This window comes from Ralstonia sp. GX3-BWBA (assembly GCF_003290055.1).
Taxonomy (GTDB): Bacteria; Pseudomonadota; Gammaproteobacteria; order Burkholderiales; family Burkholderiaceae; genus Ralstonia; species Ralstonia holmesii.
This window is the reverse complement of the sequence record NZ_QMKS01000008.1, coordinates 19385-45967: the sequence shown is the minus strand read 5'-3', so window position 1 is coordinate 45967 and position 26583 is coordinate 19385. Positions and strand designations below refer to the sequence as shown.

General features: G+C 63.5%; 25 protein-coding genes. 7 read left to right on the top strand and 18 right to left on the bottom strand.

The window, feature by feature from the left end:
- Positions 1 to 77 precede the first annotated feature (77 nt).
- On the bottom strand, positions 78 to 695 hold the full coding sequence (tmk, locus tag DOD19_RS07080) for a dTMP kinase (RefSeq protein WP_112184831.1): 618 nt from the start codon (positions 693 to 695) through the stop codon (positions 78 to 80).
- Positions 692 to 1690: an endolytic transglycosylase MltG gene (mltG, locus tag DOD19_RS07075; RefSeq protein WP_024975663.1), complete on the bottom strand. Its 999-nt coding sequence runs from the start codon at positions 1688 to 1690 to the stop codon at positions 692 to 694. The genes tmk and mltG overlap by 4 nt, the downstream gene beginning before the upstream one ends.
- A gap of 133 nt (positions 1691 to 1823) precedes the next feature.
- On the opposite strand from mltG, the gene DOD19_RS07070 reads away from it, so the two are divergent.
- The 3 genes from DOD19_RS07070 (at position 1824) to DOD19_RS07060 (ending at position 4113) form a co-directional block, all read left to right on the top strand.
- The gene (locus DOD19_RS07070; RefSeq protein ID WP_024975662.1) at positions 1824 to 2864 is read left to right on the top strand and encodes a folate-binding protein YgfZ; all 1041 of its coding nucleotides are present in this window, start codon (positions 1824 to 1826) and stop codon (positions 2862 to 2864) included.
- 14 nt (positions 2865 to 2878) lie between these two features.
- Complete coding sequence (locus DOD19_RS07065) at positions 2879 to 3169, top strand: DUF4936 family protein (RefSeq protein WP_024975661.1); 291 nt, start codon at positions 2879 to 2881, stop codon at positions 3167 to 3169.
- Between the two features lie 128 nt (positions 3170 to 3297).
- A complete protein-coding gene (locus DOD19_RS07060; protein ID WP_112184829.1) occupies positions 3298 to 4113 on the top strand; it encodes an NRDE family protein in 816 nt (271 codons plus the stop codon).
- A 12-nt stretch (positions 4114 to 4125) separates the two neighbouring features.
- Here DOD19_RS07060 and DOD19_RS07055 read toward each other — a convergent pair whose 3' ends face one another.
- Positions 4126 to 5028: a sterol desaturase family protein gene (locus tag DOD19_RS07055; protein ID WP_112184828.1), complete on the bottom strand. Its 903-nt coding sequence runs from the start codon at positions 5026 to 5028 to the stop codon at positions 4126 to 4128.
- A gap of 100 nt (positions 5029 to 5128) precedes the next feature.
- Here DOD19_RS07055 and DOD19_RS07050 point away from each other — a divergent pair, with 100 nt between their 5' ends.
- Positions 5129 to 6034, top strand: coding sequence for a LysR family transcriptional regulator (locus DOD19_RS07050; RefSeq protein ID WP_112184826.1), 906 nt, complete (start codon positions 5129 to 5131; stop codon positions 6032 to 6034).
- Here DOD19_RS07050 and DOD19_RS07045 read toward each other — a convergent pair.
- From DOD19_RS07045 to DOD19_RS07035, 3 genes are read right to left on the bottom strand one after another with little or no spacing between them, the layout of a single operon-like run.
- Positions 6024 to 6476, bottom strand: coding sequence for a GNAT family N-acetyltransferase (locus DOD19_RS07045; RefSeq protein ID WP_112184824.1), 453 nt, complete (start codon positions 6474 to 6476; stop codon positions 6024 to 6026). The two genes, DOD19_RS07050 and DOD19_RS07045, sit on opposite strands and share 11 nt — an antisense overlap.
- 9 nt (positions 6477 to 6485) lie before the next feature.
- Positions 6486 to 6923, bottom strand: coding sequence for a thioesterase family protein (locus DOD19_RS07040; RefSeq protein WP_024975656.1), 438 nt, complete (start codon positions 6921 to 6923; stop codon positions 6486 to 6488).
- 22 nt (positions 6924 to 6945) lie between these two features.
- On the bottom strand, positions 6946 to 7926 hold the full coding sequence (locus DOD19_RS07035) for an alpha/beta hydrolase (protein ID WP_112184822.1): 981 nt from the start codon (positions 7924 to 7926) through the stop codon (positions 6946 to 6948).
- A 109-nt stretch (positions 7927 to 8035) separates the two neighbouring features.
- Between DOD19_RS07035 and DOD19_RS07030 the strand changes: the two genes are divergently transcribed.
- Positions 8036 to 9184 carry an iron-containing alcohol dehydrogenase gene (locus DOD19_RS07030; RefSeq protein WP_112184820.1) on the top strand — a complete coding sequence of 383 codons (1149 nt, stop codon included), beginning with the start codon at positions 8036 to 8038 and terminating at the stop codon, positions 9182 to 9184.
- A gap of 13 nt (positions 9185 to 9197) precedes the next feature.
- Here DOD19_RS07030 and DOD19_RS07025 read toward each other — a convergent pair whose 3' ends face one another.
- The 12 genes from DOD19_RS07025 to DOD19_RS06965 form a co-directional block, all read right to left on the bottom strand.
- Complete coding sequence (locus DOD19_RS07025) at positions 9198 to 10124, bottom strand: alpha/beta hydrolase (RefSeq protein ID WP_112184818.1); 927 nt, start codon at positions 10122 to 10124, stop codon at positions 9198 to 9200.
- Positions 10125 to 10153: 29 nt separating this feature from the next.
- The gene (locus DOD19_RS07020) at positions 10154 to 11056 is read right to left on the bottom strand and encodes an SDR family oxidoreductase (RefSeq protein WP_112184816.1); all 903 of its coding nucleotides are present in this window, start codon (positions 11054 to 11056) and stop codon (positions 10154 to 10156) included.
- Positions 11057 to 11112: 56 nt separating this feature from the next.
- Positions 11113 to 12069, bottom strand: coding sequence for a glutathione S-transferase family protein (locus DOD19_RS07015; protein WP_092970323.1), 957 nt, complete (start codon positions 12067 to 12069; stop codon positions 11113 to 11115).
- 27 nt (positions 12070 to 12096) lie between these two features.
- Positions 12097 to 12945 carry a class II aldolase/adducin family protein gene (locus DOD19_RS07010; protein ID WP_024975650.1) on the bottom strand — a complete coding sequence of 283 codons (849 nt, stop codon included), beginning with the start codon at positions 12943 to 12945 and terminating at the stop codon, positions 12097 to 12099.
- A 97-nt stretch (positions 12946 to 13042) separates the two neighbouring features.
- Positions 13043 to 14053, bottom strand: coding sequence for an NADP-dependent oxidoreductase (locus DOD19_RS07005; protein WP_024975649.1), 1011 nt, complete (start codon positions 14051 to 14053; stop codon positions 13043 to 13045).
- Positions 14054 to 14098: 45 nt separating this feature from the next.
- The gene (locus DOD19_RS07000) at positions 14099 to 15502 is read right to left on the bottom strand and encodes a serine hydrolase (protein WP_112184814.1); all 1404 of its coding nucleotides are present in this window, start codon (positions 15500 to 15502) and stop codon (positions 14099 to 14101) included.
- Positions 15503 to 15583: 81 nt separating this feature from the next.
- Positions 15584 to 16018 carry a PaaI family thioesterase gene (locus DOD19_RS06995; protein ID WP_012762007.1) on the bottom strand — a complete coding sequence of 145 codons (435 nt, stop codon included), beginning with the start codon at positions 16016 to 16018 and terminating at the stop codon, positions 15584 to 15586.
- Positions 16019 to 16050: 32 nt separating this feature from the next.
- Positions 16051 to 16833, bottom strand: coding sequence for an SDR family oxidoreductase (locus DOD19_RS06990; RefSeq protein WP_024975647.1), 783 nt, complete (start codon positions 16831 to 16833; stop codon positions 16051 to 16053).
- A 25-nt stretch (positions 16834 to 16858) separates the two neighbouring features.
- On the bottom strand, positions 16859 to 18727 hold the full coding sequence (locus DOD19_RS06985; protein WP_112184812.1) for an acyl-CoA dehydrogenase: 1869 nt from the start codon (positions 18725 to 18727) through the stop codon (positions 16859 to 16861).
- Between the two features lie 320 nt (positions 18728 to 19047).
- A complete protein-coding gene (locus DOD19_RS06975; protein ID WP_024975645.1) occupies positions 19048 to 20226 on the bottom strand; it encodes an acetyl-CoA C-acyltransferase in 1179 nt (392 codons plus the stop codon).
- 66 nt (positions 20227 to 20292) lie between these two features.
- Positions 20293 to 20931: a bifunctional nicotinamidase/pyrazinamidase gene (gene pncA / locus DOD19_RS06970; protein ID WP_024975644.1), complete on the bottom strand. Its 639-nt coding sequence runs from the start codon at positions 20929 to 20931 to the stop codon at positions 20293 to 20295.
- 52 nt (positions 20932 to 20983) lie between these two features.
- The gene (locus DOD19_RS06965) at positions 20984 to 23065 is read right to left on the bottom strand and encodes a 3-hydroxyacyl-CoA dehydrogenase NAD-binding domain-containing protein (RefSeq protein ID WP_112184810.1); all 2082 of its coding nucleotides are present in this window, start codon (positions 23063 to 23065) and stop codon (positions 20984 to 20986) included.
- 359 nt (positions 23066 to 23424) lie between these two features.
- Here DOD19_RS06965 and DOD19_RS06960 point away from each other — a divergent pair, with 359 nt between their 5' ends.
- Both DOD19_RS06960 and DOD19_RS06955 read left to right on the top strand, forming a co-directional pair.
- A complete protein-coding gene (locus DOD19_RS06960) occupies positions 23425 to 24960 on the top strand; it encodes an amino acid permease (protein WP_112184808.1) in 1536 nt (511 codons plus the stop codon).
- A gap of 77 nt (positions 24961 to 25037) precedes the next feature.
- On the top strand, positions 25038 to 26564 hold the full coding sequence (locus DOD19_RS06955; RefSeq protein WP_024975641.1) for an amino acid permease: 1527 nt from the start codon (positions 25038 to 25040) through the stop codon (positions 26562 to 26564).
- Positions 26565 to 26583: the final 19 nt, after the last annotated feature.

Sequence of the window (26583 nt, the reverse complement as noted above, 5' to 3'; positions counted from 1 at the left end):
CAATGGGTTGCGTCAGATTGTTGATGCAAAAACTTGTCGTGAAACCATTATTTCCGTATCCGAAATTGCCTGCAAAATCAGAGCGTTGCAAGCAGATTCTCTAAGTCTTTCTGGATATCGGCTCGCTCCCGGTTGGCGTTGAGCACGACAAATCGATCCGGCTCGGCTGCCGCACGGCGCAGGTATTCGGCGCGCGTGCGCAGGAAGAACTGTGCTGACTCGGCTTCGAACTTGTCTGGCGTACGGGCATCGGCCAAGCGCGCGGCTGCAATCTCGGGGGCCAGATCGAACAGGATGGTCTTGGTCGGCTGCAGGCCCTGCTGCACCCAGCGCTCCAACGCCTCCAGCCGGTCGATTGCCAAGCCCCTGCCCCCGCCCTGATAGGCGAACGTGGCGTCGGTAAAGCGGTCGGAAATGACCCAGTCGCCCGCCTCAAGCGCGGGCTGGATCACCTCGGCGATGTGCTCGCGGCGACTGGCGAACATCAGCAGCGCTTCGGTCTCCAGGTGCATGCGCTCGTGCAGCAGTACTTCGCGCAGTCGCTCGCCCAGCGGCGTACCGCCAGGCTCGCGGGTGACGACCACCTTTTTGCCCTGGAGAGCGAGCTTCGTCTGCAGTTGCTGGGCAAACCACGCGAGGTGCGTGCTCTTGCCCGCGCCGTCGATCCCTTCGAATGTGATGAACTTGCCGGTCATGGTTGGCCGCGCTGATATTTGTTGACGGCCCGGTTGTGGTCCGTCAGGTTGGTCGAAAACTGGCTGCTGCCGTCGCCGCGCGCCACGAAATACAGCGCGTCTGACGGTGCCGGGTTCAGCGCCGCCTGCAACGACGCCATGCCCGGCAGCGCGATCGGCGTAGGCGGCAGGCCGGTGCGCGTGTAGGTGTTGTAGGGCGTGTCGGTTTGCAAGTCCCGCTTGCGCAAATTGCCGTCAAAACCGGCACCAAGGCCATAGATGACCGTCGGGTCGGTCTGCAGCAGCATGTTCTTTCGCAGCCGGTTGACGAACACGGCGGCAATCATCGGCCGCTCCAGCTTCTGGCCGGTCTCCTTCTCGATGATGGACGCCATGGTCAGCGCCTCGTACGGCGTCTTGTAAGGCAGATCCAGCGAGCGTTTCGTCCAGGCGTCGTTCAGGCGCTTCTGCATCGCCTGGTAGGCGTGGCGGTAGAGCTCCACATCGCTGCTGCCGCGCGCAAAAAGATAGGTGTCTGGAAAGAACAGGCCTTCCGGGTTGGTTTCAGGCGCGCCGATCTTGCGCATCAGGTCTGCGTCAGACATGCCGGCCGTGTCGTGCTTGAGCGCAGGTTCTGCGTCAACCACCGCCCGCATCTGCCGCATCGACCAGCCCTCGATAACGGTAACGACGTAATGCGTGACCTCGCCGCGCGCCATCTTGTCGAGGATGGACATGGGCGTCGCGCCGGTTTCCAGCGCATAACCGCCGGCTTTGAGGCTCTTGGCGTTGCCCGTGGCGCGCGCCAGCACCGAAAACAACTGCGGCTGCACGCCGACGCCGGCATTGGCAAGCTGCTTGCCGACCGAGATCACGCTCGAGTTTGGTTTGATCACCACCTCCAGCGGCGAGGCCGACAGGCTCACCGGTTGCTGGGCCCACCACACCACACCGCCTGCTGCTGCCAGCACAATCAGGATCGCCAGCAGGATCAAGCGTTTGAGAAAAGAGAACATTCTGTTGCGAATCTGCGCGCGGAGCCGGCTGACCCCGGCGATTTCCGCACTCTTGAAATGGATAGATAGGGCACAAGCCGCCCTTTAGACAGCCCAATATAATACCGGTCAATCTAAGGCGGCCCCGCACACCATGAATGATGTCTTCCACGATTTTGTCGATACGCTGAGCTTTCCCCCGCTCGACGTGCAATTTGACGCCGCTACGCGCGGTAGCGTGCTCTGCGCACCGACCGATATTGCGCGCATCGCCGTCGAAGGCGCCGATGCGGCCGAGTTTCTGCATAACCAGCTCACCAACGCCGTTACAGGCCTTGGTTTGAATGAGGCGCGTCTGGCCGGCTATTGCTCGCCCAAGGGACGGCTGCTGGCCACGCTGCTGGTGTGGCGTCAGGCCGATACGATCGTGCTGCAGACAGACAAGGCGATCGCTCCGGCGCTGACCAAGCGCCTGTCGATGTTCGTGCTGCGCGCCAAGGCCAAGCTGCGCCCGATGGACGAGTTCATCGCCATCGGCGTCGCCGGGCCCGATGCGGCGCAAGCGCTGCGCGAGGCCGGTGCCGTGTTGCCTGAACCGGATACTGTCAATGCGGTGGCGCAGCAGCCTGCCACGGTGGGCCAGCAATTCGGTGCGGTCGTCCGCCTGCCGGATGCTGGCGGACGCCCCCGCTATCAATGGATGGTCCATGCCGAGCATTTCCAGGACGCCTGGAAGACGCTGTCGTCGCGCCTGTCGTTGGTCGGCACCGAGGTGTGGGACTGGCTGAGCCTGCAAGCAGGTGTGCCGCACATCACCCTGCCCACGCAGGAACAGTTCGTCCCGCAGATGGTCAACCTGGAATTGCTGGGCGGCGTCGATTTCCGCAAGGGCTGCTACCCGGGGCAGGAAATCGTGGCGCGCAGCCAGTATCGCGGCACGCTCAAGCGGCGCATGCAGCGCGCGCACGTGAATGCACCCACGTCGGCCGGTGCCGAGGTCTACAGCGCCACCGATCCGAACCAACCTTGTGGCATGGTGGTCAACGCAGCCATGGCGCCGGACGGCGGCACCGATCTGCTGGTCGAGTTGAAGCTGGACGCCCTCGACACCGTCATCCACCTCGCCACGCCGGACGGCCCAGTGCTGACGCTGCAAAACTTGCCGTACGTCATTCCCGTTTCAGAAAACGCCTGACACCGGACTCCACCATGGCCGATCACCTGTTCGTCTACTTCCGCATCGCCGAGCATGACGCCGCTGCTGCCTTGCCGCAGTGGCAGCGTTGGCTCGATACCGTGGAAGAAGCGACAGGCGTGGCAGGCGCCTTGATGCGCCGTCCCGAAACACGCGACGGCCAGGCCACGTGGATGGAATCCTACGACGACGTCCCGCCCGCCTTTGCAGCCACGCTGGCGGCCCTGTGGGAAACCGGCGGCCCGCGTGAATTCGTCGCGGGTGAACGCCATGCAGAGCTGTTTGTCGATCTAGAAAACAGCTGACGGTGCCTTGCCGCAATCGTCATCGCAAAAATTCGGCAGGCTGCTATGCTTGGCCGAAGCCCGCGCAACACAGGTCGTCACATTGACCATTGGCCGTTCGTTGCGCGGCATGTTCAAAGGAAGTGCTCATGTGTTTGATTCTCACGGCCTGGCACGCCCACCCCGACTACGCGCTGGTGGTGGCCGCCAACCGGGACGAATTCTATGACCGCCCTGCAGCGCCGCTGGCGTGGTGGAGCGACGCGCCCAACGTGCTGGCTGGGCGTGACATGGCCCAGGTGGTCGGTCACGCAGGTACGTGGATGGGCATGACGCGCGATGGCCGCTTTGCCGCGCTGACGAACTACCGCGCGCCGTCCGAGCGCCGGCCCGATGCGCGCTCGCGCGGGGAACTCGTCTCGAATTTCCTGACGGCGGACGATTTGTCGGTGCCCGCCTATCTCGATAGCCTCACCGCTCGCGACCGCGCATACAATGGCTACAACCTGCTCACCGCCACACGCGACGAACTCTGGTGGACGAGCAACCGCGCCGAAGCACCGCGCAAGCTCGCGCCCGGCCTGTATGGCCTGTCCAACGCATTGCTCGATACGCCGTGGTTCAAGGTGCGGCACCGCATGGCCGCCTTTGCCGAGGCCCTGGCCGCAGATACGGGCCGGCACGGCAATGCGCTGGATGTGGCGCGCTATCTCGATCTGCTGTCGGAAACGCGTGAAGCGCCGACCGCCTCCTTGCCCGCCACGGGCGTGGCGCCCGAATGGGAGAAGCTGCTTTCTGCCGCCTTCATCCGCTCGCCGCGCTATGGCACGCGCGCCAGCACGATCGTGCGTATCCGCCACGATGGCTGCTTTGACGTGACCGAGCGCCGCTTCGACGCGCAAGGCCAGATTGGTGAGACGCGCTACCTCGGCGTGCTCGATACCGTCACGCACGCCGATACATAAGCGGCGCGCCGCTCAGGCCGCTTCCTGCTTCGCGCTCGCGGCCTGGTCCATTTCCATTTCGGTGACGGCGGCGCCGCCCGGGCGCAACGCAGAATGTTCGCGCTTGGACTGCACCAGCGGATAGAACATCTGCGCCGTCCATCGCTCGGCGCCGAACAGCACGTCATCCTGCAAGCCAATCTTCGCGGGATATTTGCGCGTGATATGCGCCGTGCCAAACAGCACATCCCAGAAAAACAGCAGGTTGCCGAAATTGCCCTTGTAGTGGCCGATGCCATCGGCGTTTGTGAGCGCGTGATGCGCCCAGTGCGTGGCGGGCGTGGAAATCGTCCGCTCGATCACCCACATCAACGGACGCAGCGCGCGGATGCGATACAGCGGTGCATCCCACGGCCAGGCGCAATGTGCGCCAACAATGACGGCCAGCTTGACGACCAGGTACGCCGCATACACCGGCCCAAAGCCCAGGTACACCGCCACACCACCAATCCACAGCCCCGGCATCATCAGGTAGTAGAAAAAGTTGTTGCGGTACGTAATGCGCACGCTCATGTACGACGCGCTGTGATGCGCGCGGTGCAACGGCCACAGCAGCGGCGTGTGCGAAGCGCGGTGCCAGAGGTATTGCGTGAGGTCGTCACCGATGAGCAGCAACCCGGTCATCGCCCACCAGGGCAGATCCGCCCACGCGTTGTGCTGCGCCGGAATGAGCCACTTGCACAGGGCGTTGCTCCCCAGCAGCGCGATCGGCTGCGTGACAGCGACGAGGCTGATAAACATCAGCACCTCGAGCCAGGCATCGTTGGCGGTCGCGCGGCCGCGCACGTTGGCCTGGTAGCGCCGTGTCACGAACTCCATGACGGCAAATCCCAGGATGCAGGCGACGATCAGCGCGTGCTCCATGTGCGAACTCATTGGTGTCTCCTCGCTTTTGTTGTGCAGACAAGCCTAGGAGTGCGCCATCAATGCGTCCAATGCATAATGAACATTTATTTGATGCACAGAACGCAACGCCATGGATTTGCGCCGCCTGAGTCACGTCGTAGCCCTTGCTGATACGCTGCACTTCGCGCGTGCCGCGCAAGCGGTGCATCTGAGCCAGCCCGCATTCAGCCGGAGCATCCAGGCGATTGAAGACGATCTCGGCATCCGCCTGTTCGATCGCGAAACCGGTGACGTGCGCCCCACGCCCGCCGGCGAATTCGTCATCGAACGCGCGCGGCGCCTGCTGTTCGAGGCGCGCTGCCTGCAACGCGACGTTGATCTGTATCGCGACAGCCAGCTCGGCGACACGGCCTTCGGTGTGGGGCCGCTGCTGACGGCAACGCTTATGCCCCGGGCACTCCAGGAACTGCGGCAGCAGCACCCGCAAGTCGCCCTGCGCATGGAGGTCGGCAATTGGGTGCAATTGCTGGAGAGCCTGCGTAGCGAGAACATCGAATTCTTCGCCGCCGACGTGCGCGACATGCCGAAAGACGCCGCGCTCGATATCCAATTGATTGGAGGCCAGCCCCCTCACCTGTACGCGCGCGCTGGCCACCCGCTAGCAGGGCACACGTACACGCTGCTTGATGTCTGGGAATACGGCATTGCCGTACCGAAGCTCCTCAGCCCGTCCAAGGTGGAGCTGGCGATGCTGCTTGGCCTGCCAGCCGGTCAGGAGGCCAGCATCGCGCTGGAGTGCGACAACTACGGCGTATTGAAGACGGTGGCGCTCACGACGGACACCGTGCTGGGTGCTACGGACGCAGCGGTGCAGGACGAGTTGGAAGCCGGTGCGCTGGTGCGGCTGGCGGTGAAGGGTTGGCTATCGCCGCCATCCACGACGGGAATCGTGCGGCTGCACGGCAGAACCGCGTCGCCGGCAGCGCAGGTGGCCATCGCAGCCATTGCGAGGGCCGCCCAGGACATCAACGTGTAAGCACGCGGCGCATGGTCCGGTGCGGAATGCCGGCCTCTTCAAACTCTTCGCCCTCGGCCGTAAAGCCCGCACGTACATAGAACGGCATGGCGTGGGTTTGCGCGTTCAGGATCAGCTCGGGGTAACCCAGCGACTGCGCCTTGTCGATCAGAGCCTCCAGCACGCGCGCCCCAACGCCCGTGCCCCGCGCCTCCTTGCGCACCGCCATCCGGCCGATATGGCCGTCGGGCAGCAGCCGGCCCGTGGCGACAGCGCGCCCAGCCGTGTCATGCGCCAGCGCGTGCCAGCACTGGCCATCCCACGCGTCCCACTCCAGTTCAACGGGCACGCCTTGTTCGGTGACAAACACGTCGTAGCGGATGGCGCGGGCTTCTTCGCGCACGGCGTCCCAGCGGTCGACTTCAATGCCGGCAAGCGGGCGGACAGATTCAGGGGCAGTCATGCTCAGTTCTCACACTTCAGGCTTCAGAACTTCAAAGTTCAGGATGCGTTCGCGCAGCGTATCGGGAATCGGCGCGGAGGTCTGCGTGGCAGGGTCGGCACACACATAGATGACCTCGCCGGTGACGAGATGCTCGTCTGCGCGATACATCTCGATGATAAAGCGCATGCTGGAGCGGCCCAGACGCGCCACACGGCAGCGCAGGTCCAGCTCGTCGTCAAAGCGCGCGGAGGCATGATATTCGAGCGTGGATTTGACCACGTAGAAATCCACGCCAAAGGTGTCGACCACATCCACCGGATACCGCACGCCGATGCTGCGCCAGTATTCGGTGATGCACACATCGGCGTACAGCAGGTAGTGGCCATTGAAGACGATGCTCTGCGCATCGACTTCGGCCCAGCGTACGCGCAGCGGCGTGCTGTGGCGGAAATCCTCGATCGCCATGTGGTCTCCTCTTGTGCTCGGGTTATGGGGATTCGGTCTCGGTGCCGAAGGCGCGGCGTAGCGCATTGGCGGCGTCGCGGTGCGCATCTTCCACAGCCGGCACGAAGCGCCCCATCTTGAAGAAGTCGTGAATCATGCCTTCGTACAGTTTCAGCTTGACCGGGACCTCGGCTGCGCGCAGCTTGTTGGCGTAGCCGATGCCGGCATCGCGGATCGGGTCGAAGCCAGCCACGGCAATCCACGCGGGGCACACGCCGGTTACGTCTGCGCCGTGGCCACCGGCGTCCAGCGGGGCGAAACGCCAGTCGTCGCGGTCGGCGTCGGTCCGCAGGTATTGCGAAAAAAACCAGTGAATCATTTCCTGCGTGAGCAAATAGCCCTCGGCAAACTCACGATGCGACGGCGTGGATTCACGCGCGGTGGTGCCGGGGTAGATCAGCAGTTGCAGCACCGGCGCCAAGCCGCGATTGCGTGCCTCAATGGCACTGACCGCGGCAAGCGTCCCGCCCGCGCTGTCGCCGCCGAAAGCGATGCGGGCTGGGTCGGCGCCGATGGTGGCAGCCTCATCGAACACCCACTGCAACACGTCGAACGCGTCGTTCGCTGCGGTTGGAAATTTCCACTCGGGCCCAAGCCGGTAATCCACCGACAACACCATCGCGCCCGATTTGGCCGCCAGCGACCGGCAAAGCTGGTCGTGCGTCTTGATGCTGCCCACGGTAAAACCGCCGCCGTGGAAATACACCAGCAGCGGCAATGGATCTGCCCAGCTGGCTTCGCGCGCCGCGTATGTGCGAATGGGGATGACATGGCCATCGCGCGCCGTTACCGTCAGGTCGTGCACGGCTTCCAGCGGGATGGCCGGGATGTCGACAATGGGGCTGCTCTTTTCGTAGGCGATCTTGGCGTCGGCTGGGTCAAGTGCATTCAGCGGCGGACGCTTGGCACGCGCAACCAGATCGAGTAACTGGGCGACGTGCGAGTCGAGAGACGGGTGCTGCATGCGGGCGTTAACTGAACGATCGTTCTAATTTGGCTATCATCGGAGTATCCATTGAACCACGCCCGCACGACAAGACGGGCGACACCGACAATCACCATCCGGAGACAGCATGGCCCTCATCTTCTACCTCACCCACGTTCACCTCGGCTTTGGCACCGTCAACGAACTGAAAAGCGAATGCGCAGCCGTGGGCATCCGACGGCCGATGATCGTGACCGACAAAGGCGTGGCCGCCGCCGGACTTGCACAGCGCGCGATTGACGCCACGGGCGGCCTGCCCGTGACCGTGTTCGACGAGACGCCTTCCAACCCGACCGAGGCGATGGTGCTGAAGGCCACCGCGCAATACAAAGACGCCGGTTGCGACGGGCTGATCGCCATCGGCGGTGGTTCGTCGATCGATTTGGCCAAGGGGATTGCGATTGCCGCCACGCACCCCGAGCCGCTCACCACCTACGCGACCATCGAGGGCGGCAGCACGAAGATCACCGAAGCGGCGGCGCCGTTGATTGCGATTCCCACCACGGCCGGTACCGGCAGTGAGGTGGCGCGTGGCGCGATCATCATTCTGGAAGACGGCCGCAAGCTTGGCTTCCACTCGTGGCACCTGCTGCCCAAGTCAGCCATCTGCGATGCGGAACTGACGCTGGGTCTACCGCCCGCGTTGACGGCCGCCACCGGCATGGATGCGATTGCGCATTGCATCGAGACCTTTCTCGCACCCGCGTTCAACCCGCCAGCGGACGGCATTGCGCTGGATGGCCTCGAACGTGCGTGGGCCAACATCGAACGTGCCACGCGCGATGGTGCCGACCGCGATGCGCGGCTGAACATGATGAGCGCGTCGATGCAGGGCGCGATGGCGTTCCAGAAGGGGCTGGGGTGCGTGCATTCGTTATCGCACCCGCTGGGCGGCGTAAAGGTCGATGGCAAGACAGGGCTGCATCACGGCACGCTCAACGCGGTGGTGCTGCCGGCGGTGTTGCGCTTCAACGAGACGGCCGAGACGGTGGTGCGAGACAACCGCTATGCGCGCATGCGCCGCGTGATGAATCTGCCGGCCGGCGCGGACCTCGCCCAGGCGGTGCATGACCTGACGGCGCGCCTCGGCCTGCCGACCGGCCTGCGCCAGATGGGCGTGCCGGAAGATGCGCTGGAACACGTGGTGGAAGGCGCCTTGCTCGACCACTGCCACAAGACCAACCCGCGCATCGCCACGGCCGACGACTACCGCCGCATGCTGGCGGAGTCGATGTAACTAACTCAGGCGCTCAGGAAACGAATGACCGGATCAGCGCGGTAATGCGCTCCGGTTGTTCGTGCACGACCCAGTGCGTACCGTCGGGAATCCGCTCCAGGCGCATGTCGGGAATGAAGCGCTCCAGCCCATTGAGCAGGCTTTTCGGCAGTGCCATGTCCATCTCGCCCCAGATCACGAGCGTGGGCACCTTCACGACAAACGCCTCGGGTGGCATCTGGTCAATGCGCAACGGCGCAACGCCCTCGGTAGGCGGATGCAACGGTGAGGCGCGGTAGTAGTTCACGCCGCCGGTCAGGCCGTGGGAACCGCCCTCGCCCGGCTGGCTCCAGGCGGCGTGATAGCGCGCTCGCACCTCGGGCGTGAACCATTCCGCCACCGGCTGCCCCATGCCGTGAAAGAAACCTTCGAGCTTTTCAAAGTCATTGGCGGCCAGCGCGTCTTCCGAACCCGGCTGGCGCAGCCAGTTCATATACGCCGATGAAGCCTGCTGCGCCGGATCGCTGAGCAGCGCATTCGCAAACACCCACGGATGCGGCGAATTGACGATCACCAGTCGCTCGACCAATTCCGGATGTTGGATGGCAAGGTTCCAGCAGATGGCCCCGCCCCAGTCGTGCGCCACCACGATGGCACGCTCGTAGCCCAGCGCCGTGATGAACTGCGTCAGATCCTGCACCAGGAACTTCGGACGATACGCATCCACCGCCGCCGGCTTGCTCGACAGGTTGTAGCCGCGCATGTCGGGTGCAACGGCAAAGTGCGTGTCGCCAAACGCAGCAAGCTGCGCTTCCCACTCGTACCAGAACTCCGGAAAACCGTGAACGAACAGCATCAGCGGGGCGCCACGCTTGCCGGCGCTGGCGTAATGCAGCCGCGTGCCGTTAGGCAGATCGGCGAATTGCGATTCCGTGATAGCGGCGGCGGTAGCAGTGTTCATGGCGATTCCGGAGTCATGGAAATGTGTGGTTACCCGCGCAGCGCATCGACCAGGCGCGCACGCACGTCGGGCTTGCCTTCAAACGGATCAGACGGATTGCGCTGCGAGATGATGTCTTCAAAGCGATGCTGCACTGGCGCCAGCGCATGCGGGTGCGAGTAGATGTAGAAGCCGGCGTTGCGGATCGCGTCAAAGGTCATCTGGCCGACTTGCTCGGCGGTGACCTTGCCGGAACTGACAGCCTTCTCCGAAATGGCCCGTGAAACCAACTGCGACTTGGTGGGCGGCGCCGTGTTGGCCAAATCCTGCGGCCGGTTGCGGTCAGACTGCGTAATACCGGTCGGCACGAAGTACGGGCACAGTACCGAGCAATGGATCTGCTCGGTCACCAGGCTCAAGTCCTGATACAGCGATTCGGACAGCGCCACCACTGCGTGCTTGGACACGTTATAGATGCCCATGGCCGGCGCATTCAGCAGCCCCGCCATCGACGCCGTATTGACGATATGGCCCTCGTACGACGGATCTTTCTTGGCGGCTTCCAGCATCAGCGGCGTGAAGATGCGTACACCGTGAATGACGCCGTGCAAGTTCACGCCGAGCACCCAATCCCAGTCGCGCTCGGTGTTCTCCCAGATGAGGCCACCGGCGCCCACGCCGGCGTTGTTGAACAGCAGGTTCACTTTGCCGAACGCCTTGATGGCCGCATCGGCCAGCGCCTGCACATCTTCCACCTTCGACACGTCGACGCGCAGGCCAATCACGTCCACGCCCTGTGCCGAGAACTCCGCCACGGCGGCATCCAGCGCATCCTGCTGGATATCGGCCAGCACCAGCTTCATGCCCAAACTGGCGCCGATCTTGGCGAACTCCTTGCCGAAACCCGACGCACCGCCCGTGATGACGGCCACACCGCCTGCGAATTGCTTCATACGTGTCTCACTGATGTCGTTGTAATAGGAAAGGCGATCGAGATGGCGCAGCCGTATCAGCCTGCCGCCTCAACCTTGCGCACGGCGTAACCCACGCGCGGAAAATGCACCACCACCTGGCCGACGCGCGGGTCTTCGCGCAGCACGCCGACGCTGTCGCGCGTGGAGACCACGAGGTCTCCTTCGACGGGATCAACGCCGTAATCAACCGCGGCCACCGTCACGCGCGTGCCCTTGGGCAAGCCGTGGCTGTCGTCGAAGGTGGCGTTCGTTTCAGTCAGCGCGCGTGGTGTGGCGGCCTTGGCAATATCCAACGCTTCGGCAGGCGTCATCGGTTGCGCTTGCGAGTGACCGAATGCCGCGACGCGATGCATCCATGCGACGACTTCGGGGTGCGCATCGAGAATGCCCGCCACCGCCGTCGCGCGGCGGATGAACCACAGGCAGTGGTAGACGGAAAAATCGGCCACGGTCGGCTGCTCGCCAAACAGGAAGATGCGTTCGCCTGTCGCAAACTGCCGCTCCAACTGAGCAAGGAACACCTGCAGCGTGGAGGTGGCTTCCGGCAGCGGCGTGCGCAAGCCGGTGCCGCCCACACGCATTGCCTTGCGGTCTTCCACAAAGGCTTTGACGAAGGCTTCCGGCGCGTCGCCGAACAAGCTCTGGAAGCCCGCCGGCTGCGTCACGAAAGTTGCGGTGGCCCAGAACAGCGTCGTATCGGCCCACTGCGCCATCGAGAACACCGCTGCGGCATGGTCTGCCGGATACAGCGTCGGCGCCGGATGAATCGACTCCAGCACCTGTGCGATCAGCGCGGTATCGCAATAGATGTCCGCGCCGATCTGCAGGAACGGCGTGCGCCGGTAGCCGCCGGTCAGCGGCATCACGTCCGGCTTGGGCAGGATCACGGGCACCGTGACGGACTTCCACGGCTGGTCCTTGTAGCCAAGGATCAAGCGCACCTTCTCTGAAAACGGCGAGGTGGCGTAGTGATGCAGGATCAAGTCCGTCATGCGTGCTCCGGAAATTTGTAATGCCGATCAGTCGAGCAGATCGGGTTGTTCTTTGACGATGCGCGCATATAGCGGCTGGAACTGGAACCACCCCGCCTGCGCCGATCCGACGATGGAATACGCCTGACGGGCAGCGGCATCGGAAATCGTGCGCGGTGCGTCGCCGGTGCGCGCCGCAGCGGCTTCGGCCAGCAACTGCACCTGGCAGGAGCGCTCCATCGTGATGAACCACCACGCTGCTTCATCGACCGTCTTGCCGACCGTCAGCAGGCCGTGGTTCTGCAGGATCGCAGCCTTGTTGTCACCCAGGGCCTCTGCAATGCGCTGGCCTTCGTCCAGTTCGACCACCACGCCGCCGAAATCGTCGTACAGGGCATGGTCGCCATAGAAAGCGCACACGTCTTGCGTGAGCGGATCGAGCTTGCGGCCGAGCGTCGACCACGCGCGACCGTATGTGCTGTGCGAGTGCGCAGCGGCCACCGCATCGGGCCGCGCCTGATGCACCCGCGAGTGAATCGCAAACGCGGCGGCGTTGACGGGGTAATCGCCTTCCACCACGTTGCCATGGTGATCGCAGCGGATGAGGTTCGACACCGTCACCTGGCTGAAATGCACACCGAACGGGTTCACCCAGAAGCTGTCCTGGTGTTCCGGATCGCGCGCCGTGATGTGCCCGGCCACGCCTTCGTCGAAGCCGAATTTGGAGAACAGGCGGAACGCTGCAGCCAGACGCTGTTTGCGGTGCAGGCGCTCTTCTTCAACCGTGGCGAATTGCGGCGGGCGCGGCAGGTTGCGGTAGCGGGCTGCGGCCTCGGGGCTGAGGTTGGCCGTCATGCTGTCGGGCCGCTTGGCCTGTGCGGTTTCAGGTGCGTTCATGGTGTCTCCTTCACGCGTTCGTTGTGGGTGGGGCCATTCTGTGGCGGCCCTCGCCCGGCGGACTGTCAAGCGATTGACAGTCCGCGTGCGGCTCAACTCAAACGAGCTTGACGAGTTGCTTGCCGAAGTTCTTGCCCTTGAGCAGGCCCATGAACGCTTCCGGTGCGCTCGCCAAGCCCTCTGCCACGCTCTCGCGGAACTTCAGCTTGCCCTGCGCCACGAAACCGCCCAGCTCGCGCAGTGCTTCCGGCCACACGTCCATGTGTTCGGAGACGATGAAGCCCTCGATGGTCAGGCGCGACACCAGGATCAATTGCGGGTTCTGCAGCGGCAGCGGCTGGCCGTCATAGCCGGCGATCATGCCGCACATGGCGATGCGGCCGAATGCGTTCATGCGCGACAGCACGGCATCCAGGATCGAGCCACCCACGTTCTCGAAATACGAGTCGATGCCATCGGGCGTCGCCTCTTTGAGCATCTTGTACAGCTCCTTCGGGTCCTTGGCGGCCTTGTAGTCGATGCAGGCATCAAAGCCCAGTTCGTTGACCACGTAATCGCACTTGTCCTTGCCGCCGGCAAAGCCCACGGCGCGGCAGCCCTTGAGCTTGGCAAGCTGCCCCACCACGCTGCCGACCGCGCCGGAAGCAGCACTCACCGCCACGGTCTGGCCGGGCTTGGGCAGCATGATCTTGTTCAGGCCATACCACGCCGTCACGCCCGGCATACCGACTGAACCGAGATACGCCGACAGCGGAATGTGGCGCGTATCAACCTTCTGGATGCCACGGCCGTCAGACACGCCAACCTCTTGCCAGCCGAACATGCCGACGACGTTGTCGCCCACGGCAAACGACGGGTTCTTGGACGCTTCCACCACGCCAACGGTGCCGCCGATCATCACTTCGTCTAGCGGCTGCGGCTGCGCATACGACTTGCTGTCGTTCATGCGGCCGCGCATGTACGGATCGAGCGACAGGAAATGGTTGCGCACCAGCACCTGGCCGTCCTGCAGTTCCGGAATCTCCACCGTCTCCAGGCGGAAGTTGTCGGGTGTCACGGCTCCTTGCGGACGCGAAGCCAGAACGATGCGCTGATAGGTCTTCGACATGAAAAAACGCTCCTGAATATCGGATATCGGTGTTGGGTCGAGGTGTTACTTGTGTTGCATGAAGTACTCGGCCAGCGCCGCATACGCGCGGTGCGTGACCGGATCATTGGCCGCATTGGCGGCGATCGGGTGCGAGGCATAGCGCACGATCGTCATCTGGGCCACCGGATCAATATAGATGCGCTGGCCATGGATGCCCCGCGCTTCGAACGTGTGGTGGTCGTTGCTCGAAACCCACCACATGTTGCGATACGAATAGCCGGGCAGCGTCGTGTAGCCTGCCTTGGCAAACTTGGCGGGGTCGCCGCCGCGGCGGATGTCTTCGATCACGCTCTTGGGCAGGATCTGCTTGCCGTTGAAGCGGCCATCGTTGCGGATCATCTCGCCGAAGCGCGCCAGATCGCGCAGCGTGGTGTTCAGGCCGCCGCCGCCCGATTCCGTACCGATGCTGTCGACCGAGAAGTACGCGTCATCCTGTGCACCCATCGGTTGCCAGATACGCTCGGACAGCAGCGCCGCCAGCGACTTGTTCGACGCGCGGCGCACGATCCACGCCAGCGTTTCAGCGTTGACGGTCTTGTACGAGAACTCCGCGTCGTGCTCGCCTTCCTTGCGCAGCGTCGTCAGGTAGTCGTAGAAATTGTCGGGGCCCTTGTAGCCGGCCGGGCGCGGCAGCATGCCGCCGGCGCGGGCGTAGGCCCAGACATCGGCGTTCGGGTCGGCATAGTTTTCGGAGTAATGCACACCCACGGTCATATCCATGACCTGGCGCACGGTGGCGTCGCCGTAGGCGGTGTCCTTCAGTTCCGGCACGTACTGCGTAACGGGCGCGGCCGGATCGAGCTTGCCGTCGGCCACCAGCATGGCGGCCAGTGTGCCGACAAACGATTTCGTGACCGACATGGCAATGTGCTGCGTATGCGCATCGAGCGAGCCAAAGTAGCGCTCGTAGACCACCTTGCCCTTGTGCATGACGAGGATGCCGTCGGTGTAGGTCAGCTTGAGCGCTTCGGCAAACGTGCGGCGCGTGCCGTTCGGATCCGTAAACAGCACGCCGCTGATGTCACGCTCGGCGCGGGGGAGCTTGCTGATGGGGCCATCGCCGCGCCATATCACGCGCGTCGGCACGAACTCACGCACGTGGCTGTAGCCGTAGCGCGTGCGCGGGAACATATTGCCCGCCAGGTCAAAACGGATGATGCGATCGGGCGGCGGCGGGAAGCCCTGCATCCAGCCCATCTTGACCGGGTCGGATTCGTCGGCCGTGAGCGGCTTCTGCATCGGCGGATTGGGCGCCGGCGGCGGCTGCACGGCGGTCGATGCACTGGCAGCCGGTGCGTCGGCCGGCGCGGGGTTGGAGGCGCATCCTTCCAGGGTCATGGTCAGTCCGGTGCAGCAAAGCAGGGTGATGGCAAGGGCATACGCCGTGCGCCGCGCAGGTTGTTGCATGCTTGTCTCCGTGGTTGCTCTTCTTGTGTGTCGGACGCTGTCCGATGTGCAACTGGGTACTGCAACTGCCGTGTGGTCTGGTCAGCCGTCGGCGCCGGGTTCTGGGGTGCGCGGCGGCGGCATACGCTTGACGAACTTGAACGTGCCCGAGCCGCGAGCGACCAGCTTGTCATCGGCATCACGCACCTCGCCCTCGCAGAACGCCATGGTGGTGGACTGATGCACGCAACGGGCGCTGGCCTTGAGCGTGCCGCGCCCGGGCTGCATGAACGCTGTCTTCATCTCGATCGTCACCACGCCGCGGCCGTGCACGTCGGCCGAGCGGCCGGCCATGGCCATGGCGACGTCGAGCATCGTCATGGTCACGCCGCCGTGGGCCATTTCCCAGCTGTTCATGTGCTGCGCTTCGAGGGCAAGCTCGACCACGCCCTCGCCATCGGCCACCTTCAGGCAGCGCATGCCGAGAAGCTTCAGGAAAGGGATGTCGATCGGAAAACCGTTGTTGTCTGCGTTCATGCTGCGTCAGAAAGAGTGAGAAGCAGCCGAAATTAGACCACGCTCACGCCGCCGTCGACGGCAAGAATCTGGCCAGTGATGTGCTTGGAGGCATCCGACGCAAACAACGCAGCCACACCCTTGAGGTCTTCGTCGTCGCCAATGCGATGCAGCGGCGAGCGCTCGGCCAGCTTGTCCACACCGAGCTTTTCCAGCGAGCCCCGCGTCATCTTCGACGGGAAGAAGCCCGGCGCAATCGCGTTGACGGTGATGTTGTGCTCGCCCCATTCACCGGCCAGCGCGCGCGTGAAATTGACCACCGCGCCCTTGCTTGTGTTGTAGGCAATCGTGTCCAGCGAGCCCGGCGGATTGCCCTTCAGGCCCGCAATCGACGCCACATTGACGATCTTTCCGTACTTGCGCGGGATCATCGAACGCTTGCCGATCTGCTGCGTGAGCAGGAACAGGCCGCGGATGTTCAGGTTCATCACCTTGTCCCAGGCTTCGACCGGGTGGTCTTCCGCCGGCGAGCCCCACGTTGCGCCCGCGTTGTTGACGAGAATGTCAATGTGGCCGAGCTTGGCCAGCGCCTCGTCGGCCAGGCGCTGAATGTCGGCTTCGATGGCGCCGTCAGCGGCAATCCAGTCGGCCTCGATGCCGAGCGACTTCAGATGTGCCTGCGCTTCCTTCAGTTCATCGGCCTTGCGGGCAGATAGAACGATGCGCGCGCCCTGCTCGCCTAGCGCTTCGGCAATCTGCAGGCCGAGCCCGCGTGAGCCGCCGGTGATGAGCGCCGTCTTGCCGGAAAGATCAAACAGATGCTTGAGCGTACCCATGGTGTCTCCAGTGTCGTTATCGTCGTTAGAACCAGGCGTCCTGCATGTCCAGCGTTGTGGTGTCGAGCGAGCCCAGCAGCACGATCTGCGGGTCGATCTTCGGCAGTTCCCACTGGAAGAAGTAGCGCGCGGCCTGCAGCTTGCCGCGATAGAAATCTGCATCCTCGCCCTGCGCCGCCGGCAATGCCTTGGCGGCGGCCAGCGCCTGCTCCAGCCAGATCCACGCAACCACGACATGGCCGAAGGCTTCCAGATAGACGGAGGCATTTGCCAGCGTCACGCGCGGGTCGCCAGCGGCCCACAGTGTTTGCGTGACCTTGGCCAATTTCTGCGTGGCCATGCCGAGCGCGCGGCCATAGCCGACCAGCGTTTCATCGTCGGTTTCCAGCGCACGGCCGACGGTGCCCTGCACGCGCTCACCCAGCGCGGCGAAGGCCGCGCCGTCTTGCATCACGACCTTGCGGCCCAGCAGGTCCAGCCCCTGGATGCCGTGCGTGCCCTCGTGAATCGGGTTCAGGCGGTTGTCGCGGTAGAACTGTTCGACGTTGTATTCGCGCGTGTAGCCGTAACCGCCGTGCACCTGGATCGCCAAGCTGTTGGCCTCGAGGCACCACTGCGACGGCCAGCTCTTCGCAATCGGCGTGAGGATGTCGAGCAGCAGACCGAGCTTTGCGCGCTTGGCCGCATCGGCTTCGCCACGCTCTTCGTCGACGAGCTTGGCGCAATACAGGTTCAGGCCCAGCGCGCCTTCTACATACGCCTTCTGCGCCAGCAGCATGCGACGCACATCAGCATGATCGACGATACGGATTTGCGGAGACGCCGCATCCTTGCCAGACGGCCCGACCGGGCGACCTTGAGGGCGATTGCGCGCGTAGTCCACCGCGTGCAGATAACCCGTGTAACCAAGCATCGTTGCGCCCATGCCGACGCCGATGCGCGCCTCGTTCATCATGTGGAACATGCAGGCAAGGCCCTTGTGCGGCTCGCCGACGAGGTAACCGATGGCACCGGCGCGCGGCTGGCCGTCTGCACCTTTCGGGCGGAACTGCGTGCCCTCGCCAAAGTTCAGCAGGCAGTTGGTCGTGCCGCGATAGCCCATCTTGTGGTTCAGCCCTGCCAGCACCACGTCATTGCGCTCGCCGAGTGAGCCATCGGCATTGACAAGGAACTTCGGCACGATGAAGAGCGAAATGCCCTTCACGCCGGGAATCAGCTTGCCGTCCGGGCCGGGTATCTTCGCCAGCACGAGGTGGACGATGTTCTCCGACAGCTCGTGTTCACCGGCGGAGATCCACATCTTGTTGCCGGTCAGGCGGTATTGCGCGCCAAGAGGCGACTCGCCTTCGTATTCGGCTCGCGTGACGACGTCCGACAGCGACGAGCCCGCCTGCGGCTCCGACAAGCACATCGTGCCGTAGAAGCGGCCTTCCATCTCAGGCTGCACGAACGTCTCGATCTGCGCGGGCGTGCCGTGCGCGAGCAGCAGATTCGCGTTGCCGATCGTGAGGAACGGGTATGAACTGGTACCGACGTTGGCGGCCTTGAAATAACCGAAGCCGGCTTTCTCGACCACGGTGGGCAGTTGCATGCCGCCGCGCTCAAAGTCTTGCCCGGCAGCCATCAGGCCGGCCTTGTTAAAGGCATCCAGCGCTGCCTTGACCTCGGGAATGATGTGGACCTTGTTGCCGTCGAAGTGCGGTTCTTCCTGATCGTTTTTCTTGTTGTGCGGGGCGAAGAGGTCCGTTGCGATGCGCTCGCAGGTGTCGAGTGCGGCGTCGAACGTTTCGCGGGAGTGGTCGGCGTAACGGGGAATGCTTGTGAGTGACTCGACGTTGAGCCATTCATAGAGCAGGAAGCTGAGGTCGCGGCGGGATAGCAGTTTCGAGGACATGATGTTGGTGGTGCATCCTGTGTTTCGTGCCCTGCCGGGCCCGACTCACTTTTCTTTGTCTTGCCAAAGAAAAGTAAGCAAAAGAAAGGCGCGCCCGAGATGGCGAAGGATTCCTTGAATTTCCGTAACCGGGCCGAGACGGGAAAAACTCGCTTCGCTCAGACAGTTTCCCGTCTTGTTTCCGCCCGCTTACGAAAATTCAAGGCGCCATCAAGGGCAAGAACAGCAACGGCCAAACCGTCTGGGTGCATGGGCTGGCGATCAAGCCAGCTCTGGCACAAACAAAACAGGCTCCCGTTTTTATGCGGGAGCCTGTCTGTTTAGAGCACCTCGAACAGTCCGGCTGCGCCTTGGCCGCCGCCGATGCACATGGTCACGACCACGTACTTGACGCCGCGGCGCTTGCCTTCGATCAGCGCGTGGCCGACCAGGCGTGCACCCGACACACCATACGGGTGGCCCACGGCGATGGCGCCGCCGTTGACGTTCAGGCGGTCCATCGGAATGCCCAGCTTGTCTGCGCAGTACAGCACCTGCACGGCAAACGCTTCGTTCAGTTCCCACAGGCCGATGTCTTCGACCTTCAGGCCGGCCTTCTTCAGCAGCTTGGGCACGGCAAACACCGGGCCGATACCCATTTCATCCGGCTCGCAACCTGCCACGGCAAAGCCGCGGAATACGCCCAGCGGCTGCAGGCCCTTGGCGGCAGCCACCTTGCCATTCATCACCACGGCAGCGGATGCGCCGTCGGAGAACTGGCTGGCGTTGCCAGCAGTGACCACGCCGCCCGGCACGGCGGAGCGAATTTTCGCCACGCCTTCAAGCGTGGTGTCGGGGCGAATCCCTTCGTCGGCAGAGATCGTGACTTCGCGGGTCATGAGCTGGCCGGTCTTGGCATCGGCCACGCCCATCACCGTCGTCATCGGGACGATTTCGTCGTTGAACTTGCCGGCAGCAGCAGCGGCGGCGGCGCGCTGCTGGCTTTGCACGCCGTACTCGTCCATGCGCTCCTTGGCGATGTTGTAGCGCTTGGCGACGTTCTCGGCGGTCTGGAGCATGTTCCAGTAGATTTCCGGCTTGTGCTTGTTGAGCCAGCCTTCGGTCATCATGTGCCGGTTCATCTCCTGCTGCACGCACGAGATGGATTCCACGCCGCCAGCCACGAAGATGTCGCCTTCATCGGCAATCACGCGTTGCGCGGCCATGGCAATGGTCTGCAGGCCCGACGAGCAGAAGCGGTTGACGGTTGCGCCCGGCACGGTCACGGGGCAGCCGGCACGCAGGGCGATCTGGCGCGCAATGTTGGCGCCCGTTGCGCCTTCCGGGTTCGCGCACCCCATCAGGATGTCTTCCACTTCGCCCGGCTCGATCTTGGCGCGCTCGATGGCGTGCTGAACAGCGTGGCCGCCCAGCGTGGCGCCGTGCGTCATGTTGAAGGCGCCCTTCCAGCTCTTGGCCAGGCCGGTACGTGCGGTGGAAACGATGACTGCTTCGGTCATGGTGTTGCTCCTCGTATCTGGTGGCGGGCGCGGCTTGGGCAGCGCCCGATGTATTCCGTTATCCGTTCAAGACAAGGTGTTCAAAACGTCCGGCGACTGCAACCGCGCGATGCCCGCATCCATCATCTGCTGCCACGCCTGCGCAAGCGAGCCGTTCAGGTCGATCGCTCGGCACGCATCCTCGATGACAGCGACTTCCAGCCCCGCAGCACAGGCATCCAGCGCTGACCACGCCACGCAAAAATCCGTGGCCAGCCCAACGCAGAACACGCGCTTGATTTCAAGCTCGCGCAGGTAGCCGAGCAGGCCCGTCGGCGTCTTGCGATCCGCTTCAAAGAATGCGGAGTAGCTGTCGATGTGCGGGTGATAGCCCTTGCGAACCATCAACTGCGCATGCGGCACGTCCAGGTTGTCAGCCAGCGCGGCGCCGGCGCTGTGCTGCACGCAGTGCACCGGCCACAGCACCTGCTGACCGTAAGGCAGGTCGATCGTGCCGAACGGTTGCGTTCCTGCATGGTTGGCAGCGAACGACACGTGCTCGCGCGGGTGCCAGTCCTGCGTCAGCACCACACGCCCGAATGCCTGTGCGAGCCGGTTGACGACCGGAATGACCTGGTCGCCGTCTGGCACCGCCAGCGCACCGCCGGGCAGAAAGTCGTTCTGCACGTCGATGATCAGCAGGCAATCGGTGGGCGTGAATTGCATGGCGGTTGCTTAGTTGCTTAGTCGCTTAGTTGCTTGGTCGGTTAGCCGCGCATCAGCCGTTGAAGCCTTTGCCTTCGTCCGCCAGCTTCTGCAGCAGCGGCGCCGGCTTCCACGCTTCGCCGTGGTAGCCCTTGCTGTAGCGGTGCATGGCTTGCGCGACGTTGTACAGGCCGACGGTGTCTGCGTAGAGCATCGGGCCGCCGCGGAACAGCGGGAAGCCGTAGCCGGTCAGGTAGACCATGTCGATGTCCGACGCCTTGGAGGCAATGCCCTCCTCCAGGATTTTTGCGCCTTCGTTGACCAGCGCGAACACCAGGCGCTCGACAATTTCTTCGTCCGAGATCTTGCGGCGCGTGATGCCCAGATCCTTCGAATGCTGGACGATCATGTCGTTGACCTGCTGGTTCGGATACGGCTTGCGGTCGCCCGCCTTGTAGTCGTACCAGCCGCCACCGGTCTTCTGGCCAAAGCGGCCCATCTCGCACAGCAGATCGGCGGTCTTCGAATAGACGATGTCCGGCTTGTCCACGGCGCGGCGCTTGCGGATAGCCCAGCCGATGTCGTTGCCGGCCAGGTCACCCATGCGGAACGGGCCCATCGCAAAGCCGAACTTCTCGACGGCCTTGTCGACCTGCTCCGGCAGCGCACCTTCGTCGAGCAGATAGCCGGCCTGGCGGCTGTATTGCTCGATCATGCGGTTACCGATGAAGCCGTCGCACACGCCGGAGACGACCGCCGTCTTCTTGATGGCCTTGCCAAGCTTCATGACCGTGGCCAGCACGTCCTTGGCAGTCGCTTTGCCACGAACGACTTCCAGCAGTTTCATCACGTTGGCCGGGCTGAAGAAGTGCATGCCGACCACGTCTTGCGGACGCTTGGTGAAGCTGGCGATCTTGTCGACATCCAGCGTGGACGTGTTCGACGCCAGGATCGCGCCCTGCTTGACGACTTCGTCCAGCTTCTTGAACACGACTTCCTTGACGCCCATTTCTTCAAACACGGCCTCGATGACGAGGTCGGCGTCCTTGATGTCGTCGTAGGACAGCGTCGGGGTCAGCAGGGCCATGCGCTGCTCGACCTTCTCTTGCGTGAGCTTGCCTTTCTTGGCGCTGTTCTCGTAATTCTTGCGGATGGTGGCGACGCCGCGGTCCAGTGCTTCCTGCTTGGTTTCCAGCATCGTGACCGGAATGCCTGCGTTCAGGAAGTTCATCGAGATACCGCCGCCCATCGTGCCGGCGCCGATCACCGCGACCTTCTCCACCTTGCGCACCGGCGTGTCTTCCGGCACATCGGGGATCTTGCTGGCAGCGCGTTCGCCAAAGAAAGCGTGGCGCAGCGCGCGCGATTCCGACGTATTCACCAGTTCGATGAACAAGTCGCGCTCAAACTTGATACCGTCGTCAAAGCGCTTTTCCACTGCGGCCTGCACGGCGTCGACGCACTTGCCCGGCGCCGGGAAATTCTTGGCAACCGCGGCCACGGTGTTGCGGGCAAATTGCAGGAAGCCTTGCGGGTTATCGTGCTCGACCTTGCGATCGCGCAGCTTGGGGAGCTTGCCTTCGGCTGCGGCCTTCAGTGCGAAATCGATGGCGCCCGACATCAGGTCGCCTTCGATCATCTGGTCGAACAGGCCGCTCTTGGCCAGCTTTTCCGACGGAATGGCGTTGCCGGACACAATCATGTTCAAGGCCGGTTCCAGGCCGATGGCGCGCGGCAGACGCTGCGTGCCGCCTGCGCCCGGCAGGATGCCCAGCTTCACTTCCGGCAGCGCGATCTGCGCGCCCGGTGCGGCCACACGATAGTGACAGCCCATCGCCAGTTCCAGCCCGCCGCCCATCGCCACCGAGTGAATGGCCGCCACGACCGGCTTGTTGCTCGACTCAACCGCCTTGATGACGGCGTGCAGCGTCGGCTCTTGCGTCGCCTTGGGCGTATTGAATTCGCGAATATCGGCGCCGCCCGAGAAGGCTTTGCCCGCACCGGTGATCACGATGGCCTTAACGTTGGCGTCATCGCCAGCTTTGACCATGCCTTCGACAATACCCAGGCGCGTGGAGTGGCCAAGGCCGTTGACGGGCGGGTTGCTGAGCGTGATGACGGCAACGCCGTCCTGGACCTTGTACTCCGCAGTCATGCTGGTTCCTTTGGTGATGCGAGGGCCGGCAGATCAGGCGCACCGTGCCTCGCGGTTGAACTGTCTCTCAACTATCGTTTTTTTAACGCGCGGTAAGGCCGCGACTCGACACAGAATACACAAAATAGCACGGTCGTTCAATTTTTATTTTTGCGCTGCACGGCGCCGTCTGGCGGGCGATGCAGCGCGCCCCGACGGGTTCAAACGCGTGTGCTGCAGCATGGATTTTTTGCCCGCTGCGTGACGGTTTTGATAGAGTCGCGCATTTCGTTCGCCGGACGCCCACCAGGCGCGGGAACGTCTCGTCACATTTCGTCGATTTGATTCGCGATCCGAGCAAAATCGACCACTCTGTATCCATGTCAGAACACGCTACCCCGTCTTCAGAGACGCCGGGCTTGCGCCGCACCTTGCGCGCGCGCCATCTCACCATGATCGCCATCGGCGGGTCGATCGGTACCGGGCTTTTCGTGGCCTCGGGTGCGTCGGTCTCGCAGGCGGGCCCCGGAGGCGCGCTCGCCGCCTATATCCTCATCGGGGCAATGGTCTATTTCCTGATGACCAGCCTGGGCGAGCTTGCTGCCTACATGCCGGTTTCCGGGTCGTTTGCCACCTACGGTGCGCTTTACGTGGACGAAGGCTTCGGCTTCGCGCTCGGCTGGAACTATTGGTACAACTGGGCCGTGACGATTGCCGTTGAGCTGGCGGCCGCGCAGCTCGTCATGCATTACTGGTTTCCAGACGTGCCGGGCGTACTGTGGAGCGCCGTTTTCCTCGCCATCATGTTCCTGCTCAATGCCATCTCGGTGCGCGGCTTTGGCGAGGCGGAATACTGGTTCGCACTCATCAAGGTCGTCACCGTCATCTTATTTATCGGCATTGGCCTGGCGATGATCTTCGGGATCATGAAGGGTGGTCCGCAATCGGGCCTGCAGAACCTGACGATGGGTGATGCGCCGTTCGTGGGCGGGCTGCCGGCGATGATCGGCGTGGCGATGATCGCGGGGTTCTCGTTCCAGGGGACGGAGCTGATTGGCGTGGCGGCCGGCGAATCGGCCGACCCGGCGCGCACCATTCCGCGTGCGGTCAAGCAGGTGTTCTGGCGGATCCTGCTGTTCTACGTGCTGGCGATCTTCATCATCGGCGTGCTCGTGCCGTACACCGACCCCAATCTGCTGTCGACGGAAGTGACGAACATTGGCGTGAGCCCCTTCACGCTCGTCTTCAAGCATGCAGGCCTGGCGTTTGCCGCGGGCCTGATGAATGCGGTGATCCTGACGGCGGTGCTGTCGGCGGGCAATTCGGGCATGTATGCGTCCACGCGGATGCTCTACAACCTGGCCACCGAGGGCCGCGCGCCGCGCATCTTTGCGCAACTCACCCAGAACGGTGTGCCGCGCAATGCGCTGCTGGCCACGACCGCCGTCGGCGCGCTGTGCTTCCTGAGTTCGTTGTATGGCGACAAGACGGTCTACCTGTGGCTGCTGAATACCTCGGGCATGACCGGCTTCGTGGCATGGCTCGGCATTGCCATCAGTCACTATCGCTTCCGCAAGGGGCTCGTGGCGCAGGGGCATGATCCGGCGCAGTTGCCGTACCGCTCCAAGTTCTTCCCATATGGCCCGTTGTTCGCGTTTGGGTTGTGCCTGGTCATCACGCTCGGCCAGAACTACCAGGCGTTCACCACCGGCACCGTTGATTGGCCGGCGGTGATCGCCACGTACATCGGCATCCCGGTGTTCTTCCTGATCTGGATCGGCTACCGGCTGGTGCGTGGCGGCGGCATTGTCCGTTACCAGGACATGCACTTCCCGCGCCCGCCTGTGCTACGCGATTCGCTGGCCGGCCAAGACCCCGGCCCCGAATTGCCGACCGTCGCAAACCGTACGCTGTAATCACCCCGCTCCGCCAGCCGTTTGCACGGCATCCGGCGGGCGTTTTCATTGGGCCGCCCACTCCGGCGCCTCTGGCTATGCACACATCCATCACCCCCACCGGGCTTGAGGCCCAATCCGAACTGCGCCGACGCCTGCGCGCGCGCCACCTGATGATGATCGCCCTTGGCGGCGCCATCGGCACGGGGCTGTTCGTCGCGTCCGGCGCATCCATTGCGCAGGCCGGGCCTGGCGGCGCGCTGCTGACCTACACGCTGATCGGCGTGATGGTCTATTGCCTGATGACGAGTCTTGGCGAGCTGGCAGTGCATCTGCCCGTCTCGGGCTCGTTCGTGACTTACAGCCGGTTGTACGTGGAAGAAGGCTTCGGCTTTGCGCTGGGGTGGAACTACTGGTTTGCGCTGGCCGTGTCCGTTGCTGTGGAACTGGCCGCCGCACAGCTGGTGATGAAGTACTGGTTCCCGGGCGTGTCGGGCATGGTGTGGAGCGCCGCATTCCTGCTGCTCATGTTTGGCCTCAACGCCTTCTCCGTGCGCGGCTTTGGTGAGGCGGAATACTGGTTTTCGATGATCAAGGTGGTGACGATCATCGTGTTCCTGCTGATCGGCCTGGCGATGATCCTCGGCATCATGCACGGCGGGCCGCAGTCGGGTTGGCAGAACTTCACCGTGGGTGAAGCGCCGTTCGTGGGCGGTGTGCCGGCCATGGTCGGTGTGGCGATGATTGCCGGGTTCTCGTTCCAGGGTGTCGAGACCATTGGCGTTGCCGCCGGCGAGGCAGAGAACCCCTCCCGCACCATCCCGCGCGCCATTCGCCAGACGTTCTGGCGCATCCTGCTGTTCTATGTGCTGGCGATCCTGATCATCGGCGTGCTGCTGCCGTACACCGATCCGAACCTGCTGCGCAATGAAGCGACAGACGTCGGCGTCAGCCCATTTGCGCTGGTGTTCCAGCATGCGGGCCTCGCGTTTGCCGCCGGGATGATGAATGCGGTGGTGCTGACCGCGCTGCTGTCGTCCGGCACGTCGAGCCTCTATGTGTCGACGCGGATTCTGTACGACCTGTCGCTCGAAGGTCAGGCACCGCGCTGGTTTGCCAAGGTGTCGGCAAACGGCGTGCCGCACCGCGCGCTGCTGGCCACATCCGCCGTTGGCGCGCTGTGCTTCTTCAGTTCATTGTTTGGCGACCAGGTGGTCTACCTGTGGCTGCTGAATACATCTGCGGTAACGTGCTTCATCGCGTGGTTCGGCATTGCGCTGGCGCACTACCGGTTCCGCAAGGGGTTCACGAGCCAGGGGCATTCCGTGGAGCAACTGGCGTATCGGTCGCCGTTCTTCCCGTTCGGGCCGATCATGGTGGCGATCCTGTGCGTGGTGATCATTCTTGGGCAGAACACCAAAGCGCTGTTTGCACCCGTGGATAACTTTGGCGCCTTCATCGCAACGTACTGCGGTGTGATCCTGTTTGTGGCGATCTGGCTGGCTTACCGCTGGAAATTCAAGACGCGGTTCGTGAAGTACTCGGAGATGCAGTTCAGCGTGGAGCACCTGCAGCAAGCCGAAACCACCGCCGAAGCGACTGCGGCGGGCACGATCGCCAACTGACTGCAAGAAAAAAAGCCCG